Origin of the sequence: uncultured Paraglaciecola sp. (assembly GCF_943787955.1) — a bacterium.
In the GTDB taxonomy this organism is placed as follows: domain Bacteria; phylum Pseudomonadota; class Gammaproteobacteria; order Enterobacterales; family Alteromonadaceae; genus Paraglaciecola.
In genome coordinates, this window is the sequence record NZ_CALSOK010000026.1 from 1 (window position 1) to 22,617 (window position 22,617).

At 41.5% G+C, this 22,617-nt stretch carries 11 protein-coding genes and 1 pseudogene; 6 read left to right on the plus strand and 6 right to left on the minus strand.

Annotation, left to right across the window (positions count from 1 at the left end; all coding sequences use genetic code 11):
* On the minus strand, positions 1-503 hold a 503-nt coding region (locus Q0Y52_RS19220; RefSeq protein WP_297824161.1), incomplete at its 3' end, for a glycoside hydrolase family 3 N-terminal domain-containing protein.
* 434 nt (positions 504-937) lie between these two features.
* On the opposite strand from Q0Y52_RS19220, the gene Q0Y52_RS19225 reads away from it, so the two are divergent.
* Entirely contained in the window at positions 938-2,407 is a 1,470-nt protein-coding gene (locus Q0Y52_RS19225; RefSeq protein ID WP_297824141.1) for an MFS transporter, read from the plus strand.
* 115 nt (positions 2,408-2,522) lie between these two features.
* Here the strand turns inward: Q0Y52_RS19225 and Q0Y52_RS19230 are convergent, their stop codons facing one another.
* The 5 genes and pseudogenes from Q0Y52_RS19230 to Q0Y52_RS19250 form a co-directional block, all read right to left on the minus strand.
* The gene (locus Q0Y52_RS19230; protein WP_297824142.1) at positions 2,523-3,530 is read right to left on the minus strand and encodes a cupin-like domain-containing protein; all 1,008 of its coding nucleotides are present in this window, start codon (positions 3,528-3,530) and stop codon (positions 2,523-2,525) included.
* Between the two features lie 3 nt (positions 3,531-3,533).
* The gene (locus tag Q0Y52_RS19235) at positions 3,534-4,259 is read right to left on the minus strand and encodes a SapC family protein (protein WP_297824143.1); all 726 of its coding nucleotides are present in this window, start codon (positions 4,257-4,259) and stop codon (positions 3,534-3,536) included.
* 10 nt (positions 4,260-4,269) lie between these two features.
* Positions 4,270-5,826: a tryptophan halogenase family protein gene (locus tag Q0Y52_RS19240; RefSeq protein ID WP_297824144.1), complete on the minus strand. Its 1,557-nt coding sequence runs from the start codon at positions 5,824-5,826 to the stop codon at positions 4,270-4,272.
* 156 nt (positions 5,827-5,982) lie between these two features.
* Positions 5,983-8,931: a TonB-dependent receptor gene (locus tag Q0Y52_RS19245; RefSeq protein ID WP_297824145.1), complete on the minus strand. Its 2,949-nt coding sequence runs from the start codon at positions 8,929-8,931 to the stop codon at positions 5,983-5,985.
* A 702-nt stretch (positions 8,932-9,633) separates the two neighbouring features.
* Positions 9,634-12,294: pseudogene (locus tag Q0Y52_RS19250) on the minus strand (glycoside hydrolase family 16 protein); the annotation flags it as partial.
* A gap of 571 nt (positions 12,295-12,865) precedes the next feature.
* Here Q0Y52_RS19250 and Q0Y52_RS19255 point away from each other — a divergent pair.
* The 5 genes from Q0Y52_RS19255 to Q0Y52_RS19275 all read left to right on the plus strand — a co-directional run bounded on the left by Q0Y52_RS19255 (position 12,866) and on the right by Q0Y52_RS19275 (position 22,254).
* Positions 12,866-16,312 (plus strand): hypothetical protein, encoded by a 3,447-nt coding sequence (locus Q0Y52_RS19255; protein ID WP_297824146.1) that lies wholly within the window; start codon positions 12,866-12,868, stop codon positions 16,310-16,312.
* A gap of 47 nt (positions 16,313-16,359) precedes the next feature.
* Positions 16,360-17,247, plus strand: a complete 888-nt coding sequence (locus Q0Y52_RS19260; RefSeq protein ID WP_297824147.1) for a glycosyl hydrolase family 17 protein — start codon at positions 16,360-16,362, stop codon at positions 17,245-17,247.
* Positions 17,237-18,190, plus strand: a complete 954-nt coding sequence (locus tag Q0Y52_RS19265; protein WP_297824148.1) for a glycosyl hydrolase family 17 protein — start codon at positions 17,237-17,239, stop codon at positions 18,188-18,190. The genes Q0Y52_RS19260 and Q0Y52_RS19265 overlap by 11 nt, the downstream gene beginning before the upstream one ends.
* A gap of 144 nt (positions 18,191-18,334) precedes the next feature.
* Positions 18,335-20,323: a vanadium-dependent haloperoxidase gene (locus tag Q0Y52_RS19270; RefSeq protein WP_297824149.1), complete on the plus strand. Its 1,989-nt coding sequence runs from the start codon at positions 18,335-18,337 to the stop codon at positions 20,321-20,323.
* A 158-nt stretch (positions 20,324-20,481) separates the two neighbouring features.
* A complete protein-coding gene (locus Q0Y52_RS19275) occupies positions 20,482-22,254 on the plus strand; it encodes a CRTAC1 family protein (protein ID WP_297824150.1) in 1,773 nt (590 codons plus the stop codon).
* Positions 22,255-22,617: the final 363 nt, after the last annotated feature.

Sequence of the window (22,617 nt, forward strand, 5' to 3'; positions counted from 1 at the left end):
GCAATACTGCCATTTTTGTGTAATTCGTCACCCTGAAACCCTTCGACCATGGCAACCCCTAATACTGAGCATAAGTAGGGATCTTCACCTAAGCTTTCGGCAATTCTACCCCAACGAGGATCTCGGCTAATGTCGATCATCGGTGCAAAGGTCCAGTTGACACCTGCGGTGGATGCCTCTAATGCACTGATATGCGCACATTGCTTTACCGTTTCAGGACACCAACTTGCGGCTTGTCCTAATGGAATAGGAAATATGGTGTTAAAACCATGAATGACATCCCGACCGATCAAAAGAGGAATGCCAAGCCTACTTTCTTCTACGGCCAGACGTTGCAATTCATTTACAGTATCCAGCCTGACTTCATTTAAAATTGAGCCCACACGGCCTTGGCGAATTGAGAAAGCCAGATGTTCAGATATATGCTCTGTATGGCCAAAAAATTGACTCATTTGCCCAATTTTTTCTTCTACAGTCATACTCTCTAATATGGGGATTAACATACCAGAAGTTTTCGAGTGAAAACTGCTGTCACTTAATGCTTCGTTTTGGAAATTTAATGACATTAAAAACCTATAACTATCAGTTATGACAAAGTCATGACTGATCTATATTTTGTTAACAAATTATTTACTTATGGGCTTTACAATATTTCACTGAGGGATTTACACAATCTAAACAAGCTAGGATGGACTTGATGTGAGATAGGTTGGATAGGGTATTTAGTCATAAAAAACAATGAAGTTGTATGTGTTGTTATTATGTAAAAAAAGCCGCTTCGACTTGTTAAATTCCCCCTCTTGTCGTTTTACTATTGTTGAATATTGTATTCTGTGTAGTGTCCACTTTAATCAAGTCGTGTGTCGGGAACTAAAGGTCTAATTTGCCTTGTAATAGTCTCTTTCATCCGAACCAACCCAGTGATGGAAAAAAGTATATGAGCGACCACCAACATTTCGAAACAGCACCCGAAGACAAAATATCACTTTCCAAAAAACTCATCTATGGCCTAGGCGCATTTGTAAACAATATTTTAGCTGCCGCAATAGGTGGCATGGTGATAGTGCTTAATTTGGGTTTGGGCATGAACCCTGCGTTGGTTGGTTTACTCAGTGCATTACCCCGTTTGACCGATGCGATTACCGATCCTCTTATGGGTTATATTTCTGATCAAACCAAGACGAAATGGGGCAGGCGTAGGCCCTATATCTTTTGTGGGGCCATAGCGGTAGGTGTCATTTATGCCTTAATGTGGCAATTGCCCCTCGGGCAAAGCGAAAACTTCTATTTCTGGTTTTTTCTAACGGGCTCATTTATCTTTTATCTTGCCTACACTGTTTTTGCCACTCCTTGGGTAGCCTTAGGTTATGAATTAACGCCTGATTATCACGAACGTACTCGTTTGATGGCGGTGCAAAATTCTATGGGTTATGTGGCTTATCTGATTTCACCCTGGTTTTTATGGTTTATGCAAAGTGATGTGTTATTTGATGACTTGGTGGATGGAGCCAGTTGGTTGGCCATTATTATCGGTGCCACTGTTATTGTTATTGGTGTCATTCCTGCCATCTTTTTGAAGGAACGTTTTAATAAGACCAATACTGATGAGCGTGTGGAGGCAGCATCCAAAGTAAACCTTGCGCAATTAAACAAAGTTGAAGAATTTCCCACCGGTATTAAAGGCTTTTTTCGTGGTTTCGTCATCACCTTAAAGTTCAAGCCTTTTTTGAGTTTGTGTGGGGCTACCTTCTTAGTATTTAATGGTTTTATGCTGGTTTCATCTTTCCAAATATATGTGATTATTTATTATGTGTTTGAAGGTAGTCAATCACTAGGAGCAGAATATTCAGGTTGGGCAGGCACATTGTCTGCGGCGTCTACGTTTTTTGTTATTTTCTTTGTGTCTTGGTTATCCACCAAAATAGGTAAGAAAAAAGCATTTTATGTGGCGACTGTTGTCTCTATTGTAGGTTATGGGTTGAAGTGGGTTTGTTACCATCCTGATTATCCGTTGCTGACCTTGGTACCCGCACCCTTTATGGCTTTTGGCTTAGGGGCACTGTTTACCTTAATGGGATCCATGATTGCTGATGTATGTGATATGGATGAGTTAGAGACAGGAGAGCGACGTGAAGGTATGTTCGGTTCTATTTATTGGTGGGTCGTGAAGTTGGGTATGGCTGTTGCATTAGCTGCAGGCGGATTTTTACTTAATATTACAGGCTTTGATGTTGCCTTGGGGGGCGCTCAAACTGCCGAGACGATCCATTTGATGAGATTGTTTGACGTGGTAATTCCTATGGTGGCTTCTGCTATCGCAATATGGATGGTGTATACCTATCCAATTACCGAACAAAAGGCCCATGAAATTCGTGAGGAGTTAGAAAAGAGAAGACAAACGGCCTAATCTTTCTAAGTACGTAAAACTAAAAAAGCATGAAATCATTGATTTCATGCTTTTTACTTTGCCTCATAAACCACCAATAGACGCTGGTTTAATAGACGGATAAATACCCAATTATCTATCTGTTGAGTTTATTGACCAAAGACGCGCGCAACTTGCGGGCTAACTGTTCGTCAATAGGGTTCAACACCCCTCTTCTGTCTTCTGGTATGTAGCTATGATCTTTGGGTGCAAAGATATATTGCTCAAATATATTACGCCAAGCGTCTCGTTGTGCTTGAGGTAAATCGCGAATGCTAAGAAGGGCATGATTTAGTGCATCCATAGGCGCACCTATCTGGATATCGACTTGTCGCCACCAGTAGTTTACTAGCACATTAAAACAACTTAAGCCTTCCACATGATGCCACCACATGCTGGGAATGAAAATAGCGTCTCCAGCTTCTAACTCAGCGACTTGTGCATGCTGCATTGCTTCTGCAAATTTAGGGTGTTTGACTAAATCAGGATCACTGAAATCTACCAGACTGGCCGGTTGCCCAGCAGGGGTGAAATCCAATGGCCCTATGTATAGATTGTCTAGTTGATTGGGGGGGAATAAAGTAAAACGTCTTTTTCCCGCTGCCACACAAGCAATATTGTCGGTGACATCATAATGCGCGGCAATCCGTGATTGATTGCCAACCCACAAACTAACGAGGGGGTTATCAACCAATAAAGATAAGTCATTATTTTTTCTAAATCCGGGCAATATATGGTCCAAAGCAGTAGAGCCCATATATAAACCAGGGGGAGCAGGCAAATGTTCATACGTCGCTAAATCGTCTAATACTTTGTCAAAATAAGTAGTGTTAGGCGTAAAGTTAAAACCATTCAAGTCGTCATTATAAAAAAAACGACCTCGGTGTTTGGCCTCTGCCATAAACGTGCGTACTTTATTTTGATTGTAATAATCCCTAAGGTAATCTTGAGCGGCTTGATTAGATGATTTAGCTGCACTTATCAAAGGCCAATCGTTAATTAACCCACGCAATACAATGGGGCTGTTAGAACACAGTAATTCAGGCGTTAGACTTACGTTTGAAGCGTCAGCTATTTCACGGATGGGATGCTTGATTTCTAACATCGGTTATTTAAGTAGACGATTTTTCAATTCGATAAGATGACTCATATTTGGCATAGACGCTAATATCATATGAATCGCTTTTAGATAACCTAATCGCTGTAAATCAACTATTACCTCGTCAGGTAATTGCTCGACTTTTTCTTCATTAATGGTGTATAAAAAATCCATAGCATGCCCAGAGTTATCGTCTAACGTCACCTTTATCTCGACTGACTCAAGCAGATCACGTTGCTGCAAAGCCTCAATAAAGGATTGGGTTTGTTGGTGGCCTTGGTGAATTGCCATTAACGTCGCGGCCATTTGTTGTAAATAGGGGCTTTGACCACCCTGTGGTAAAAATACCGCTTCACCTTGGTTGTAGCTAATTCTTGGGCTGTCCATATCAATATGGATAACGGGCTCTTCGTTTACTACTCCATCTTCAGTGTTTTCTTGAAAGCCGATTAAAAATGGCCTCCTTTGGATACTCAAAGGTAAATAGTTAGCTTGCCACCCTGCATCGGTCAAGAATAGGTTCTCTTCACCGGCTAAACCAAACAATGCAATGGCCTCAAATTGCCCGGTTTGAGGATTTTTTTGAAAAAAGATGGGGTAATGGGCTTGAACGTCTCGAAACTCAGAGATAAACACATGACTATAACTGCTTTTATCACTCAACTGAGTGGAATGTTCGGTGATAACATGAACATCTTTGTGGGTGATGTTATCCAATAATTGATGATCGGGCATGTATGTTCCTTTATATTTTTTGTAGGCCGTATTGCTTTATTTTATTGATCAACTCACGATTATTAGGCAATCCTGCGAGTAATTTCTTAGTCAACTGCGCATTTTTTTGAAATGTCATTTGAGCCAATTCAAGGTTGTCTGAACGCCGGGTTGTGCGCCGTGCTGAGGTCTCAAAACCCATGCCGTAGAGCACGTATTGGTAACTAGCAGAGGGGAAGACTTCATCGGCATGATCAAAGTCAAGTTGCCACGGTGATTCGTAACGCCAAAGAGTTAATAGTGTCTGCAAGTCTTCAGGGATGGATTCAGCTAAACAATTATCTCGCCAATATTTAGTGTCAGTTCGTTTAGTCAAAATATAGTGTAACTTTAGAAAATCAACGATCCTGTCCCAGCGATAAAGAAACTTTTTATTAAAACGTTTCGCTACAATATCCATCACATCACGGTTGGCAGGTAGTTGTTCACTTATCATAGCAGCAGATAATTCAACCAAGACTAGTGCTGAGGCCTCCAAGGGCTCTAGAAAACCAGCAGATAAACCCACTGCCACACAGTTTTTATGCCAAAAAACTTCTCTATGCCCAGGGTTGATAGGAATTTTCCTGATACTTATGACATCGGCTTTTTTGCCTAACGTAGGTCTGATGTAGTCACGTAATTCTTTCTCTGCTTTTTCAACAGTGGTGTGGGCAGATGAGAATACATGGCCAACACCTCGACGAGAGGGGAGACCAATGTCCCAAATCCAACCAGCACTTTGCCCTGTAGATATGGTATGTGAAGCGATGGCGTCGTTTTCATTTTGATAAGGTACGTGCACCGCCAAGGCTGTATCATTAAACAGAATATGCTTTTTACTGATAAATGGAATATTGTAATGTTTGCCCAGCAACAAGGAGTGAAAACCCGTACAGTCAATAAACAGGTCGCCTGTGATGTCGCCATGTTGGTTGGTGCTGACTGAAGCAATGTCACCATTTAGGGCAGAATTGACTACAGTGACATGGTCTAAGACATGCCTAACGCCAAGTTTTTCTGTGCAATGTTTTTGTAAAAATGCGGAAAACTTTCCTGCATCTAAATGATATGCATAATTGGCTACATGAGCATATTCGGGTGTAGTGATCTGCTTTGGTGCGAGGCCTTTTTCACACAGGTGCCCTTGGAAACTCACTGCATCGGCAAATGACACCTTGTCAGACTCGGGCTGCCAATAGGGTGCCAAGTTTATTTTTTCATAACCTTCAGGCAACACTAACGGATGGTAATAAAAGTCATCTTCTTTACCGGTTACCCATTTAGCAAATTTTGCACCTTGTTTAAATGATGCATCACATTCACGAAAAAATTCGGTCTCATTAATCCCCATTTTTTTCAGAGTGCCACGCATAGTCGGCCATGTGCCTTCACCTACACCTATGGGTTTGACATCAGGTGATTCAACTAAGGTAACTTTTACCCCAGAATTTGAGTTCGCCATATGTTCGGCAGCTATGACTCCGGCTGTTAACCAACCAGCTGTGCCACCACCTACAATAGTAATTTCTCGGACTAAGTTATCCAAATTTACCACTCCAAATATTCATATAAAATTAATAATACCTGTTCTATACGGATTTAAAAACCAAAGGGATTATTAGCATCTATATTTATTAAATATTATACAATATTATACAAAAAAGCCGCTGATATCAGCGGCTTTTAAATTGCTTATTACACCTTAAAAGGTATAACGAGCACCTAATGCATAACGAGGTCCGTATTGACGAGCAAACAAGAATTGCTCTTCGTAACGGCCATAACCCTGTTCAGTTTCGTTAGTGATGTTAATTCCCTCAAAAAATACTGTGAGTTCATCAGATACATCATAATTTACACTGATATCAGTTTGTGCATATTCTTTACCAAACTGAGGAGGCGCTTCAGCACTGCCTTGGGCTTGACCCACACCAATTAGGTAGTTATCACGCCAAGCGTAAGTGACTTTAACAGACAAGCCATCTTTTTCGTAAAACACTTGGAAGTTAGCTGAGTCACTCAAACCAACAAGAGGTGATTGTGACTCGAAACTGTCTACATCGTATTTAACGTCGCCGTCAACAAGAGTGAAGTTAAAACCACTACCAAAACCAGTTTCACCGAACATATGCTGGACCGCAAATTCAATACCATCAACACTACGTGCGTCACCATTTGATGGTTGGCTAACGACCCATTCCACTAGAGGGTCGCTACTGTTTTGGAATACAATTGTATTGCCAGTGATATCGTCAAACGCACCGCCACCATTATCAATGATTTGCTGCCATACAGCACCATCTGCAGGAACAAAACTTGGGTCGCCAGACGCGGTCACTAAATCACTGATGGCTTGTGTTGCTCTTGGACCAATCAAGGGATCTGTCAAACCGTCCACTGTGATAGTTTCATTTGTAGTCGTGATAAAATTCACCACGTCTTTTTCGAAGTAACCAAGCGAAATATAACTCGCGTCGCCATAATAGTACTCTACAGAAAAGTCGAAGTTTGTAGACTCAAACGGCTGCAGGTTGGTATTACCTTGACTACCTGTTCTGCTACCCGGCTTAGGAGCGCCTGATAAAGAGCGTATACCTATTAAGTTACCCAGTGGGGCTCGGGTAATGGTTTTACCCATAGACATGCGAGCAATGATGTCATCAGTGACTTCCACTTTAATATCAATACTGGGTAAGGTTACATCATGTTCACCTAGGAAGCTGACATCTTGTGCGCCACCAGGTTGATAACGTAATTGCCACTCAGTAGGATTTGACCACACTATTTGGTCTTCAACCCGTTGAATGACATCACTAGTGACGTCAGTTTTTTCATAACGCAAACCAAGGTTGATATCAACCGGCATATCGGCTAATTCAAAATAAAGGGCGCTTTGTAGATATACCGATGTCGTTTCTTCAGTAACGCCACCAGAGCTAGTACTGGATAACTCACTGTCAAAGGGATTAAGTGGCACACTATCGAAGTAGTTAACCATACGAGCCACTGTTTCTGCAAAGTCAAAAGTGTAATAGTAGTTAGTGGTTAAATCTGCTCCCCCACCGTCTAAGGCATCGAGAAGACTACCGGTACCTTGGCGCGTAAACATGCTGTCAGGGAAGACTGCCTGATTACCGTTATAACCATTGGGACCAATATTACCACTACCTGTACCAGAGCCACCAAAGGTTTGTTCGGTTCTGGCCGCACCCAATTTAATATTGGCTAAGAAACCATCGTCTGGGTTAACCCACTCACTGTGGAATTGGTATTGTTCGACTGTTGATTCGCCTGTAGAGACACTGAATTGACCAAAAAGTGGGTCAAAATCATTGGGGCTAGCTTCAGCAGCTCCGTCTGGCCACGTCATGGCAAAATTCGGTATTTCGCCTGTGGAATAATCATAGGTTTTAGTCAGGATATTATTTGGTGCAATAATCACACTTCCCGCATTACCTGTGCCTTTGTCCCCACCAGAATCGGTAGCGTTTGAAGAATCATGGTAATCAAATTCAACATGAATGTTGTCTGTTAATTGCCAATCAAAGTTGAATCCCACTGATTCTGCTTCAACCAAAAATGTATTTGCACCGACAGAGTGGGCATAATCATTAGCGGTTTCTGTGAAGTTAATAGCGGTGCCATTTTCGTCTAACTGATAGTTAGTTAAGTTGCCACCCCAGTTAAACCAGATACCAAAGCCACGTGTTTCAGTAGCGGTTTCTGCTTCAGTACGGGTGTAGTCAAGACTAAAAGTCATGGCATCAGTTGGGGCATATTGTAATGTTACTTGCCCATTCGTTCTGGTGCGCTGCACATCAGCAATATCGTAAGATATCTGCCTAGGAAAATAAGTATGTCCTAGCTTTTCACCCTCTGCATCTACGCCACGTAAATCGATTGCGTTGTCACCGGTGAGACCACCCGTTCCTTGATCTGCTTGCCAACCAGGAACGTTTGCGCTTTGCTGTTGAAAGTCACGGCCTTGGTGAGACAAAGAAATAGCCACACCAATTGTATTGTCAGCAAATGTATTGCTATAAAGACCGGCTATTTCTGGAGTCACCGCATCGCCTTCTACATTAGATGTATCGCGTATACCTTTACCAGAAACTGAATATTTTAATCCAGGTGAAGCCAAAGGTTGGGTGGTGACTATGTTAACTGTTGCACCAATGCCACCACTAGGGTATTCGGCACGGGCAGTTTTATAGACTTCTAATGCACTCACACCCGCAGAGGATAAATTCTCTAGGTTGTAAGAACGGCTGTTACCCGTTCCTGGCATTTGACGACCGTTAAGTGTCATCAAGTTAAAGCTAGGACCAAAACCACGCACTGTGATCTGGCTACCTTCGCCGTTTGAACGACTCACCGTGACACCGGTAATACGTTGTAAAGATTCGGCTAAGTTGGTATCGGGAAATTTACCCATTTCTTCGGCAGAAATCGCGTCAACAACCCCATTGCCTTCGCGTTTTATGTCCATCGAACGAGCCAAACTGCCTCGAATACCTTTTACTTGGATGATTTCTATGTCATCAGCGACAGGCTCTGCTTCCTGTGCAATTGACAACGGCGCTATTCCTGCCCCTAACAGCACAGAAATTGTTGCTGCTAGTCGTGTTTTATTGAAGGTAATATCTTTCATAATTGCCCTACTCATTTTTCGAACTAATTTCAAAATACTTAGATTTCAGTAAGAATTTGTAATTTCTATCAGTCAATCTAAGTTAATTATTCTTGTTTTAACGCTAATTTAAGCACTATTTAAGCACTATGTTGTTTATGGTTAGACCATAAACAACATAACTATGGCTTAAGGTTTAAACACAGCGTTGTCAATGCGATACACCGCACCAAGACCGGCACCCCAAGCTGGGAATATCATGACTACATCAATTTGACTGATGTCTAATCCGTTATCTAGCAAAGTGAGTATATCTACGGTATAGGTCTGCCATTCACCAGGAACCGGTTCTTGCCCTTCGATACTGGTGTTTAGGTTACCTTCTACGGCAGTAGTATTGCCGCCAGCTTCCATTTTTATCATCCATGGTGTGCCATCAGCAGGGGCAGTCACAATCTTCATTTCAAAACTGAAAGTGCCGTTTATGATGTCTTCTGCATTAAATGGTGTTCCTACATCACGGCTGTAAAAACCTTGTACTGTTTCAGCTGTATTAAGCACTGAGAATTCAGCGACCATGCCATGTTGAGCATCATCTACTACTTCAGCTGGCGTTGAACCACCACAACAATCCCATAGTGGCCATTCAGCATTCATGGCATCAGCGTATAACGTTAACGCTGCGCCATCTGCAACACCTGTTCCGCCATCAGTCTCACCGGGGTTGCCGATGATCACATTATCTACACGGTAGACAGCGCCTGCACCTGCGCCCCATGCTGGGAATACCATAAGTACATCAATGGCACTCAAATCTAAACCTGCATCAGCCATAGTTAACAAATCAAAGGTATAAGTTTGCCAAACACCAACAACTGGGTCGACACCTTCAATACTGGTGTTTAGGTTGACTTCAAAAAACGATGTATTGCCGTCTGCTTCGATTTTCATTAGCCATGGTGTGCCATCAGCAGGGGGGGTAACAATTTTCATTTCAAAGCTGAAATTACCTGTAGTTAATAATGCTGATGCATCAAAACTTCCTGAATCGCTTCCAAAGAATCCTTGAACAGTTTCAGGTGCGCCTAGTACAGAAAACTCTGCTACAGCACCGTGCTCTGCATCATCCATTTCTACTGTAGGTGTTGAGCCTGCACAACAATCCCAAAGAGGCCATTCTGGATTTGCAGCATTATCAAAGGCGACTAATCTAGGACCAGTTGGACCACCTGATGTGGCATTAGGATTGTATATTTTTGCATTATCCACACGATAGACTGCACCTGCACCTGCACCCCAAGCTGGGAATACCATAACGACATCTATAGCGCTAAGGTCTAAACCTGCGTCAGCCATTGTTAATAAATCAAAAGTGTAGGTCTGCCACACACCGGCAACAGGATCAACGCCTTCAGCACTGGTGTTTAAGTTAACTTCAACAAACGAAGTATTACCATCAGCTTCTATTTTCATTAACCATGGTGTGCCATCAGCAGGCGCGGTTACAATTTTCATTTCAAATTGGAACACACCTTCAGTCAATAACGCTGAAGCATCAAAACTGCCATTATCGCGACCGAAGAAACCTTGAACGGTTTCAGGTGCACCCAATACAGAAAACTCTGCCACTAAACCATGTGCTTCATCATCCATTTCTTCAGTGGGTGTTGAGCCAGCACAGCAATCCCATAGAGGCCAAGCAGGGTTAATCGCGTCTTCAAATAAAACAAGCTCTGGATAAACCACGTTGCCAGGTTCAGCAATAGTCACATTATCTACACGATATACTGCTCCTTCACCTGTTCCCCAAGCTGGGAATATCATAATGACATCTATGGCGCTGATATCTAAACCTGCGTCAGTGAGATCAGATAGGCTAAACGTGTAGGTTTGCCATTCACCTGTTTCTGGGTCAACGCCTTCATTACTGGTATTAAGCGCTACTTCTGCAAACGATGTATTGTTATCACCCTCTACCTTCAAAGTCCAAACTGTTGAGCTTGTAGGTTGTGATACCACTTTCATTTCAAAAGATAAGCTTCCAGTAGTCAACATAGCTGATGCATTAAATGGCACTCCACCTTCTGTGAAGTCTGGGCGACTGTAAAATCCTAACACTGCACCGTCATTGTTAAGTACTTGGAATTCAGCAACTGCACCATGTTGGGCATCGTCAATAACAACTTCAGGGACGGTCCCACCACAACAATCCCATAATTTCCAAAGTGCATTTTCGACGTCAGCAAAAATAGTGATAGGTACTGCAACATCTGGAACAGGAGGAGTAGGTGTGGGTGCTTTACCTATCACCAAAGCGCCATCTGGAACGTCATCAGAGGCTTCGACTTTGTAATTAGTACGAATGGTTTCACATCCTGCACCCGTCATTGGGTCAGATGCACATTCATACACTCGCACGTAGTCAATTGCAAAGGTTTGACCTTCTGCAAAATCTGCTGGGTCAATGCCGTCAGGGTAATCAGCACCATTGTTAGTATTTGCTGGGAAAGTTCCACCCACTGCAAGATTTAACAAAATATGGAAATCTTGATCAAAGGGAGCTGTGTCCCATTTAGTTTCAAGTTCACCAGTAATAATATCGTAGTATTCAGCAAACCAGCCCTTGTGAACCAGTCCAACTGATTCACCTTTACTGTTGAATCTAACCTCAGATTTCATTTGTGTTGCATAAAGGTAACCATCCATGTACCAGCGAATCTCACCTTCTTGCCACTCAATGGCGTAAGTGTGGAAATCGTCAGCAGGATTGACATTGCCGGGAAGAGAATAGGCTTTACCAGATTGTTCATTATTTGGCCAGTCAGGGCCGTAATGCAAGGTGCCGAAAATATTATTTTCTTCTACACCTGCTGCGTTTGGCACTTTTAGGTTGACAGATTCGACTATGTCAATTTCACCTGACTTTGGCCAACCTCCATAGACTTCATCTGTAGAAAGCATCCAAAATGCGGGCCATGAACCTTGTCCTGATGGAAGTTTGGCGCGCATTTCAAAGCGCCCATATGTCCAGTCGCCTTTGTATTTGGTCGACATACGTGCAGATGTATAGGGCAGCTGTTCGCCATCAACAGAAGGTTTGGCGACAATGTTTAAGTTACCATCTGATACGAATGAGTTATCTGTGCTGTCGGTGTAACATTGTTTTTCAAAATTACCACCGCCGTTACAATCAACTTCATGTGTCCATTTATTAGTATCAATTGAGCTACCGTCAAATTCGTCGCTCCACACCATAACCCAGTCTTCGACCGGTGTTGTAGTATCTACAGATACTATATCTGTGTTAGTTGCTGCTCCGCCGCCACAACCGACCAGAACTGCGGTCAGGGTCAAGGCGATGGAAGCTGAAAGAATATGCGTCATTCTTTTAACGCTATGTTTTACCATGGTTATCTCCGATAATAGTCTTTAAAAAGTGCAATTCGCTCGTTATGTTGCTTGTTTAAACAAGTCTTTGAACAAGGTTAACAGCTGTTTACATATGGCACAAATACCATAATGTTAACGACATGGTTGGTTTTGTAACACAAAGGTTAATCTCGTCGATGGTAAATGCGGTAAGACGGTACAGATAAAAGGTGGGGCGGACGAAAGTGTGAAAATTGTAAATTAGTAAGCACTTAAGGCCATTAAAAACGGGGGATGTAGTCTTAATTAATAAACTGTAGATGTTACAAATTTGTAAATCTACTTAGTCGCAAGCTCAGTCCCTCTTAACTTATTTTTATTGCGTTAAGTGAAACATAGCTTAGTGTCTTTGCAAATTTTCAGAAGACGAACCTTTGGGTAGTTGTTCTGCGCCATCCTAAAACGAGTTTTGATTGATAACCACTCTTAAATGGTTTTTTTTGAAATGTCGTTAAATGACGTAGGTTGCCTTTGGTTTTAAACAAAATTACGAATGTGTAATTTATTAAATTAAGAGAGTGTGGCGATGAGCTTTTCAGCCCCTAATAGTAGTGATGTAGCAGGCGAATTTATTGATATGCAAGGGGAGCGTTATTACGCTATTCATAATATGCAGAAAATGGCTCCCTTTTTTATCAGTTTAATTTCAGACAGTGACCACTGGTTATTTGTTTCCTCAACTGGGGGATTGACTGCTGGCAGAATATCCCCAGAAACAGCATTATTTCCTTACGCCCCAGTAGACAAAATTCATGAAGATGCCGCTAACACAGGCAGCAAAACGCTGCTTAAAATTAACAAAAAAGGCAAAGCTTACAAGTGGGATGCCTTTAACAAAGATTTCAATCATCAATATGAAATCAGCCAAAATTTATATAAAAATATTTTAGGTGATAAAATTTGTTTTGAAGAAGTTAATCATGACCTTCAATTAGCATTTCGTTACACATGGGCTACCAGTGATGAGTTTGGTTTTTCTCGTCAGTGTGAATTGCATAATTTATCTGAAGACGCTGTTTCAGTTAACATGATTGATGGATTACAAAATATATTACCAGCTGGCACGCCACGTTTTACTCAGACGGTCTCCAGTAATTTGGTTGATGCCTACAAATGGAGTGAGTTGCACAGGCCAACTGGTCTGGCAATGTTTACTCTATATTCGGGTATTACAGACCGCGCAGAGCCCAGTGAATCATTAAAAGCTAATACAGTATTTTCAACGGGCTTCGATGAATACAAGGTATTACTGTGTAATGCACAACTTGAAAAGTTTTGGCGCAATGACGTCATAGAAACCGAAAATGCTAAGCGGGGTGTACGTGGTGCATATTTGCTCAATGTAGAGTTTGAATTGCTCCCACTGCAGAGCAAAAAATGGCAGTTAGTGGCTAATCTCGAACAAAACCAGTCTCAGGTCAGCGCCTTGATACAGTCTTTGGGTGACCAAAATAAAATACTGACAGACTTGTCTGACTCTATAATTGAAGGCTCTGATACTTTGGCCCGAATTATGGCTGCGTCCGATGGTTTTCAACTGACAAGTGAAGAAAATGTTTCAGTACACCATTACGCCAATACTCTTTTTAATAATTTAAGAGGGGGAGTGTTTGATAATCAATATTCCTTATCAACCAGAGACTTTATTGCCACCTTAAAAACTTTCAATATTAATGTGTACAACAGGCATCTAGAAAAGTTGATTCAGTTGCCCGAACAGATTGCGTTGCAAGACTTTTCTAGCATCATTACTTCACTTAATGACCCTCAATTAGAGCGCCTAGCTGCTGAATATTTGCCTATCACTTTTGGTCGAAGACATGGTGATCCTAGTCGCCCATGGAATCAATTTGAAATCAAATTAAAAGATGATGCTGGACATCGCTTGTTGTCGTATCAAGGTAACTGGCGTGATATTTTTCAAAATTGGGAAGCATTAACTTTTAGTTATCCGGAATTTATTGAATGTGTTATCGCTAAATTTGTAAACGCATCAACTATAGATGGTTATAACCCTTATCGTATTACCAAGGGTGGAATAGATTGGGAAGTAGAAGAGCCTGATGATCCATGGAGTTACATTGGGTATTGGGGTGATCACCAGATTATTTATTTGCTGAAAATGTTGGAACTGTCTAAACAGTTTCATCCAAAGTTATTAGCACAATTACTCAATAAATCGATTTTTAGCTATGCCAATGTGCCTTATAGAATCAAGTCATTTAACGATATGTTACACAATGCTAAAAGTACTGTGAGTTATGATGAAGATTCTGCTGAGCGTATTGCTGCAAAGGTTGAGCAATTTGGTGCCGACGGTAAGTTAGTCTTGGATGAAAATGGCGAGGTTTATCAAGTTAATTTGCTTGAAAAACTATTGGTCCCTTTATTATGTAAATTAGGTAATTTAGTAGTAGATGGGGGGATTTGGTTAAATGCTCAAAGACCCGAATGGAATGATGCAAACAATGCATTGGTGGGCCAGGGCTTGTCCATGGTTACCCTTAATTACCTGAGGCGTTATGTGCGTTTTTTCCAAGGTTTGATGAAGCAGCAGCCTGACACTGTTGAATTATCTTATGAAGTCGCACAGTGGCTTAAAGAAACCGCCGAAATATTACAAACCTTAAGTCCAAAACTTAATGGCTCACCGGTATCTGACTCATTACGTTTTGACGTGTTACAAGATTTAGGCCAAGCGGCTTGGCGTTATCGTGAAGCGGTCTATAAAGCCCAAAGTTTTAGTCATAAAGAAAATAGTTCGACTGAAATAGTCAATTTATTACTTAGCAATGCATTGATAGTCATTGATCATACTATTCAAACTAACTTGGGTGATGATGGTTTATACCAATCATATAATCTATTAGGCTTTGGTGAGAAGCAAGCTTCAGTAGAAAATCTTTACCCTATGCTTGAAGGACAAGTGGCCGCTATTAGTTCTGGAGCTATTAACCCTAAGCAGGCTGCGGATGTATTGGATGCATTGTTTGCCAGTGATGTTTACCGTCCTGACCAGAAAACTTTCATGTTGTATCCGGACCGTGTACAAACTCCGTTTTTAGAAAAAAATATGATTACTTTGGCTGCGTTCGATGAGGTGCCATTTTTAGCAAAAATGCTAGCTGGTGCTGATGAACGTATCGTCATGCAGGACGTAAAGGGGGGATATCGTTTCAATCCCAACGTTAAAAATACAGGTGAACTGATTATACAGCTTGACGTGATTAGAGCAGACTACCCTGCACTGGATAACACAACGGTGTCGAGTATTGAGAACTTGTATGAAAAGATATTCAATCATCAATCGTTTACCGGCAGATCAGGAGGCATGTTTGGTTTTGAAGGTTTAGGTAGCGTATATTGGCACATGGTGTCAAAACTATTACTCGCACTAAAAGAAAACTTTTATGCCGCAGTTGCAGAAGAGGCTGAGCCTGAGCTGATAAAACGTTTAGGCGCACTTTATTATCGGGTGCGTGGTGGCATTGGTTTTAACAAATCACCTGATGAATATGGCGCATTTCCTTGTGACCCATACTCCCATACCCCTAAACATGCTGGGGCACAACAACCTGGTATGACAGGACAGGTAAAAGAAGAGATTTTGAGCCGTTTTGGTGAGTTGGGTATTCATGTTCTCAGCGGTGAGGTTGAGTTTAAACCTAGCCTTTTACGCAGCAGTGAATTTGTTTCTCATGAAAAACCATTCCGTTATCTTGATGTACAAAATGCATGGCAGCAAACAACTGTTCCAAAAAATGGAATTGGGTTTACGTGGTGTCAAGTACCTGTTGTGTATGAATTAACAACAGATACCCCTTCACTTACATTAACCTTGTCTGATGGTAAACAAATAATATCTAGCGACTTGACGTTAGTAGGTGAGTACAGTCATGCATTGTTTAACCGAACGGATTTCATCAAAAAAATTCATATCACCCTGAACACTAGTCAATTGCTAAGCGATTAAAAGCCGCACAGTGTTTTGTTGATGTTGTAAATAAGATAGAGGTTATTATGTCTGGAAATTATTATAGAAATCGCGCTAATTTACTTGAAGCGGGTAAATTGTCTATAAAGGAATTGCAAGCTGAAGTTAGTACGTTATTAGCTGATAAAATTCATGGTCTATCTTTTAGTCCTTATATTTCTGGACAGGGCCCTGGTACCCAAATTACCGAAGCACAAATACATCAGCGCTTACAACTAATGGCACCTTATGTGAAATGGGTTAGAACCTTTTCTTGCACTGAAGGCAATGAATTGATCCCTAAAATAGCTGCAGAATATGGTTTGAAAACCCTGGTGGGGGTATGGCTAGAAGACGATCTTGAGAATAACGAAAAAGAACTAGCCAACGCGATTAAAGTGGCACAAGCAGGACACGCTGACTTACTTGCTGTTGGCAATGAAGTGCTACTGCGCGAAGAAATGTCACAGGAACAGTTAATAGATTATATTCATCGTGCTAAACAAGGTGCGCCTGGGGTTCCAGTAGGATACGTGGACGCGTATTTCTTATTTGAAGATAATCAGAAAGTGACGGATGCCTGTGATGTGATTTTTGCTAATTGTTATCCTTTTTGGGAAGGGTACCCCGCAGAGCATGCACTGGTTCACATGAAAGATATGTACCGTAGGGCACAAAAAGTAGCACCGGGCAAAAAAGTGATTATCAGTGAAACTGGCTGGCCAGACCAAGGCAGTTCAGAAAGAGCCGCGGTTCCATCCTATGAAAATGCGATCCGTTATTTTGTCGACTCTTACCACTGGACACAAGAAGAGGGTATTGAGTTGTTTTATTTTTCCTCATTTGACGAAGATTGGAAAGTGGCTGATGAAGGTGACGTGGGTGCGTATTGGGGTATCTTAGATAAAGATGGAAATCACAAGTATGCAAGATAGTTTGACGATCCAATCTTCGATTGAAAAATTGACCGGTCTAAAACATGGTAATAGCATTTGTTATTCAGGATACAGGGAGGAGCAAGACCCTCGAAAAGGTATTTTTCCAAGTTATGAGCAAGTGAAAGAAGATTTATTGTTGTTGGCTGATAATTGGTCTTTTTTACGTTTGTATGATTGCAGCAAACATGCTGAAACTGTGCTCAGTGTGATTGAAACAGAAAAATTAGATTTTCATATTATGCTTGGAGTGGACATGGCTGCAGAAGTCAGTAATCCAAATTGTCCTTGGGGAGCAAACTTCAGTGATGAACAACTAGTCAAGAATAAACGCCACAACAGTGATGAAATTGACAGTCTTATTGCATTAGCTGCTAGGTATCCAAAGTCTGTGTTTTCTGTGTCTGTGGGTAATGAAGCCAGTGTGGAATGGACCGACCATATGGTACCGGTAGACAGTTTGGTTAATTACGTGCAACGTATAAAAGCCAATATTGCACAACCTGTGACTTTCTGTGAAAACTACGTTCCTTGGACTAACAAATTAGCCCCTTTAGTCGAAGAGTTAGATTTTATTTCAATCCATACTTACCCCGTTTGGGAATTTCAAAGTATCGATAATGCGCTAGAATATACTAAACAAAATTACCAACAGGTGTTGGCTTGTCATCCAGATAAACCAATTGTGATTACTGAAGCGGGTTGGACAACTCAGTCAAATGGTCAGGGTATTGAGTCATGGAATGCATCTGAACTATTACAAACTGCTTATTATGCCCAGTTGTTACAATGGACCACAAAACAACGCATACTCACTTTCGTATTTGAAGCATTTGATGAGCCTTGGAAAGGTTCAGATGATCCACAAGAGCCAGAGAAGCATTGGGGATTGTTCAAGGTTGATCGTAAACCTAAGCAAGTGATGCAGGGGGCTTACAGCTAAGCTATCAAAAAGGAGCAATTTTAAGGTTTAGCCGTTTGGTAGAAAATTTCTTCCAATCTTTTTTACCCAATTAACCAAACTATACAATATACTGGTTTATTCGGTAAGCAGGATAATCTAGATATTGGTGACATGGTTAAGTATATGATGTGTTTAAAAAAAACGATTAATCAACTGGGCGCTATAATATTAACGAGCTCGATTTTAGCCGGATGCGGCGGTGGCTCTTCTTCCCCCCCTGTTGTTGTGACTCAGCCCCCACCAGTGTCATTGACTCCTGAACGAGAAGGTCAATCTGTCGCACGTATGTGGAATGAAGTGCTTTTACTGGCGATACGTAATGACTTTGCAAGGCCCACTATACATGCCAGAAATTTATTCCATATCTCTTCCGCTATGTTTGATGCGTGGTCAGTTTATAAACCGCAGACTCAAGGGTTTTTGTTTGGCAATGAGGTAGCAGGGTTTGCTTGTTCCTCTTCTGACTTTGATTTACCAAGCGATATATTACCCCATCAGGAACAAGCCATCAGTTTTGCTGCTTATCGGATTATTCAACATCGATTTATTTTCTCTCCAGGCTCAGTTCAAATTATGGCTGCTGCTGATGCTTTAATGCTCAGTTTAGGGTATAACCTCGACAACGAGTCATTGGATTATGCCCAAGGCTCCGCTGTCGCTTTGGGTAATTATATTGCTGACTGTTACATTGAATTTGGTTTGCAAGATGGTGCCAATGAGCCAAAATTTTATGCTAATACAAGCTACCAACCAGTTAATCCCCCCTTAGTTCTCAGTAGTTCTGATGTGGGAAACCCAACCATTTTAAATTTGGATCGTTGGCAACCCCTATCGATAGAAGGATTTATTGATCAGGCAGGCAACCGTATTGATGAAGCTCCTACCTTTTTGAGCCCTGAATGGGGGCAAGTGGTTCCTTTTGCTTTGTCAGATAATGACAAAACGGTGTTTGCACGCGATGGCTTTGATTATCAGGTTTATCATGATCCTGGCATGCCACCGTTAATTGATAGCGCCCTAAGTGAGCAATATAAGTGGGGATTTTCATTGGTGTCTATTTGGTCTTCTCATCTTGATCAAAATGATGGCGTTATGTGGGATATCTCGCCAAAGAGTATTGGTAACATCTCAGAATTTCCTCAATCTTTTGAAGAATTCAATGAATTCTATAAACAACTTGAAGGCGGTGACCCAAGTACAGGTTATGGCATTAATCCAATCACTAATCAACCCTACGAAGAACAGATTGTGCCCCGCGGTGATTATACTCGTGTATTAGCTGAATTTTGGGCCGACGGTCCAGAGTCAGAAACGCCTCCCGGACACTGGTTTGTTATCTTAAACTCTGTGAGTGACCATGCATTATTGGAAAAACGTTGGGCAGGTGTTGGCGACATATTAGGACCGCTTGAGTGGGATATTAAGTCTTATTTTGCTATGGGGGGGACTATGCATGATTCCGCTGTGGCTGCTTGGGGGATAAAAGGGCGTTATGATTATATACGACCCGTATCTGCGATCCGTGCTATGGCTGACCTAGGACAAAGCAGTGATCCTTTATTATCTTCTTACCATATTAATGGTATTCCATTAGTGGAAAATTATATTGAATTGGTCACAGAAACAGACCCCTTGGCCAATGATAACCCACAGCACATAGGTAAAATAAAACTGTATGCTTGGAAAGGTCCAGGCTACGTGATTGACCCCTTGGTTGACCAAGCTGGAGCGGGATGGATATTGGCAGAGCAATGGTGGCCCTATCAAAGGCCTTCTTTTGTGACACCACCATTTGCTGGTTATGTATCAGGACATTCAACCTATTCTAGAGCGGCTGCAGACCTATTGGAGTCCATTACGGGGTCAGCCTATTTTCCTGGTGGTATGAGTGAATTTGAGGTGGTTGCTAACGACTTTCTGGTGTTTGAACAAGGACCCAGTGTAAGTATGACTTTGCAATGGGCTACCTACCAAGACGCCTCCGATCAGTGCAGTTTGTCGCGTATTTGGGGAGGGATCCATCCACCCATTGATGATATTCCTGGCCGAATCATTGGTGCTAAAATTGCGACAGACAGCTTTGAGCTTGTGCAATCTATTTTTGGACAATAAACGAAGCCTATCTCTGAGCTATATAAGCTTATGTAGTTGGGATACATACTAAAAAGTGTTGGAAAGTCTACGCTGATTTTGACTCACTAAATTAATTTTAATTAAGGGTAGTTTACTCAACATGACTAAACTGCCCAATATATTTGGGAAAGATGTTTATGAGTAATCACCATGCGGTGCTTTGCAATCGTTTATTAATCAACGCTCTGGTTATTTTACCCGTGATGTTTTTAGCCTCGTGCGGTGGTTCGGATTCATCTTCTCCTAACATTATTAATGTTCCGCCTGTTGTTGTGACTCCCACTTTACGAGTCGAAACTTCCCTTGCCACTGATCCATCAAAATTATTAATAGGACCCAGCAAAGATTGTGAGCTTTTAGAAACTGATGCCACTGCTGTTTTCAATGACGTGAGTCATAATGCAGGTCTTTGTTATGATACAACCTTATCACCTTTAGACGGTACGACTGCGCGCGTATCTGGTGGTATAGCAGTGAGTGATTATAATGGGGATGGCCGCATGGATATTTATGTGACCCATGGGCGAAATAATTTGGGTAAATTATTTAGTTTACAAGCAGATGGAAGTTTTTCTGATATGACTCAACAAGCGGGTATTACTAGCTTGTCTGCGGGTCATGGAGGGGCATTTCTGGATATTAACCTAGATGGCCTGCCAGACTTATTAAGTATTCAGGAGCCGCCGTCTGTTGTTCAAGTGTTTGCTAATAACGGCGATGGTAGCTTTTCAGATATTTCTGAGTCTACAGGCTTACATCTCACTAAACCTACTCTGTCAGTGGCAGCCGGTGATCATGATTTAGATGGCGATCTCGATTTGTTTTTCACGCATTGGGATCCCATTAATAAGCAGGATCGTTGGGAGTATTTTTGGCAGAACCAAGGGGCAGGTAATTTCATCGATATTAGCGACACTGTGGATATTGGTACTTTTACCCCTGCGGTAGAAGGGGATGAGCCACAATTGAGATACGAGTATTCTTTTACGCCGGTGTTTGCTGATTTTAATCATGACCGTTTTCCAGATATTTTACTCAGTGCTGATTACGGTAATAGTAAAGTATTAGTTAATAATGCAGGTACAGGTTATGTTGATTATACTCCGCCCACGATTAATGATAGATCCGGCATGGGAAATACAGTGGCCGATTACGACAATGATGGTGACTTAGACTGGTATGTCTCAGCCATAGGTGACACTCGTGAAGAGTTTCTTTTCATTGGGTTATTAGATGGTAGTCGTTTGTATCAAAATGATGGTGATGGTAATTATACTAACGTGACCAAAGCGGCTGGAGTCACGCAAGCATATTGGGGCTGGGGAACCTGTTTTGCAGATTTTAATAACGATGGTTTTCAAGACCTTTTTACGGTCAATGGTTACGATGGTTGGACTGAAGAACAATCGGTCAATCGATCTTATGAGCGCTTCAATAATGACCGTGCTGTACTTTACATAAACAATGGTGATAGCACCTTCACTGAAAGGGGTGTGGAGTTAGGAATAACCCATACCGATATGGGCAGAGGTCTGGTGTGCCATGATTATGATCGAGATGGTGACTTAGACATGCTAATCGCCAATAGTGGTAAGTCACCGAGTTTATTCCGTAATAATAGCTTTGCAGATGGTAATAACTTTTTAAATATCCAGCTCAAAGGTACTAGGCTCAATCCTCAGGCTGTGGGAGCACAAATTTTTATTACCGTTAACGGTAAAGAACAAATGCGCGAACTGCAACTTGGTAATAATTATGTGTCACAAAGCCCAGTTGAGGCACATTTTGGGGTTGCAGACAATCAAGTCATTGAGAATGTGCGTATCGTTTGGCCAGGTCTGGCGTCAGTAACCAGCGAATTAAGCAACGTGCAAGCCAATCAGTTTTTAGTGGTTTATCAGCCTGATTAATCAGCAATACGTACTTTATATTAATATTAATATGAATTTGATATTGATATGAATTTGATATCGAAAATGAGTTTGGCAATGTGCAGTAGTATCTTTTCGATTAGGCGCTGTACATTCTTTTTATAGAGTTATTAAACCATTAAGTATTGAGCCAATAAATTAGTATTAATGGCATCAGTGGTATCAGTGACATAAATCACCATCCGAATTATTATCAAGCTTAAGCTTATGCTTTTTAGCTTCCAAGCTTCCAAGCTTGCTGCATCAAACACTATGATATTTAATGAAAAACAAGACGTTAAATAGACTGAAGGATTACTTGCAGGCAGTCTGACACAAAGTGACTTGCAGGTAATTCACTTG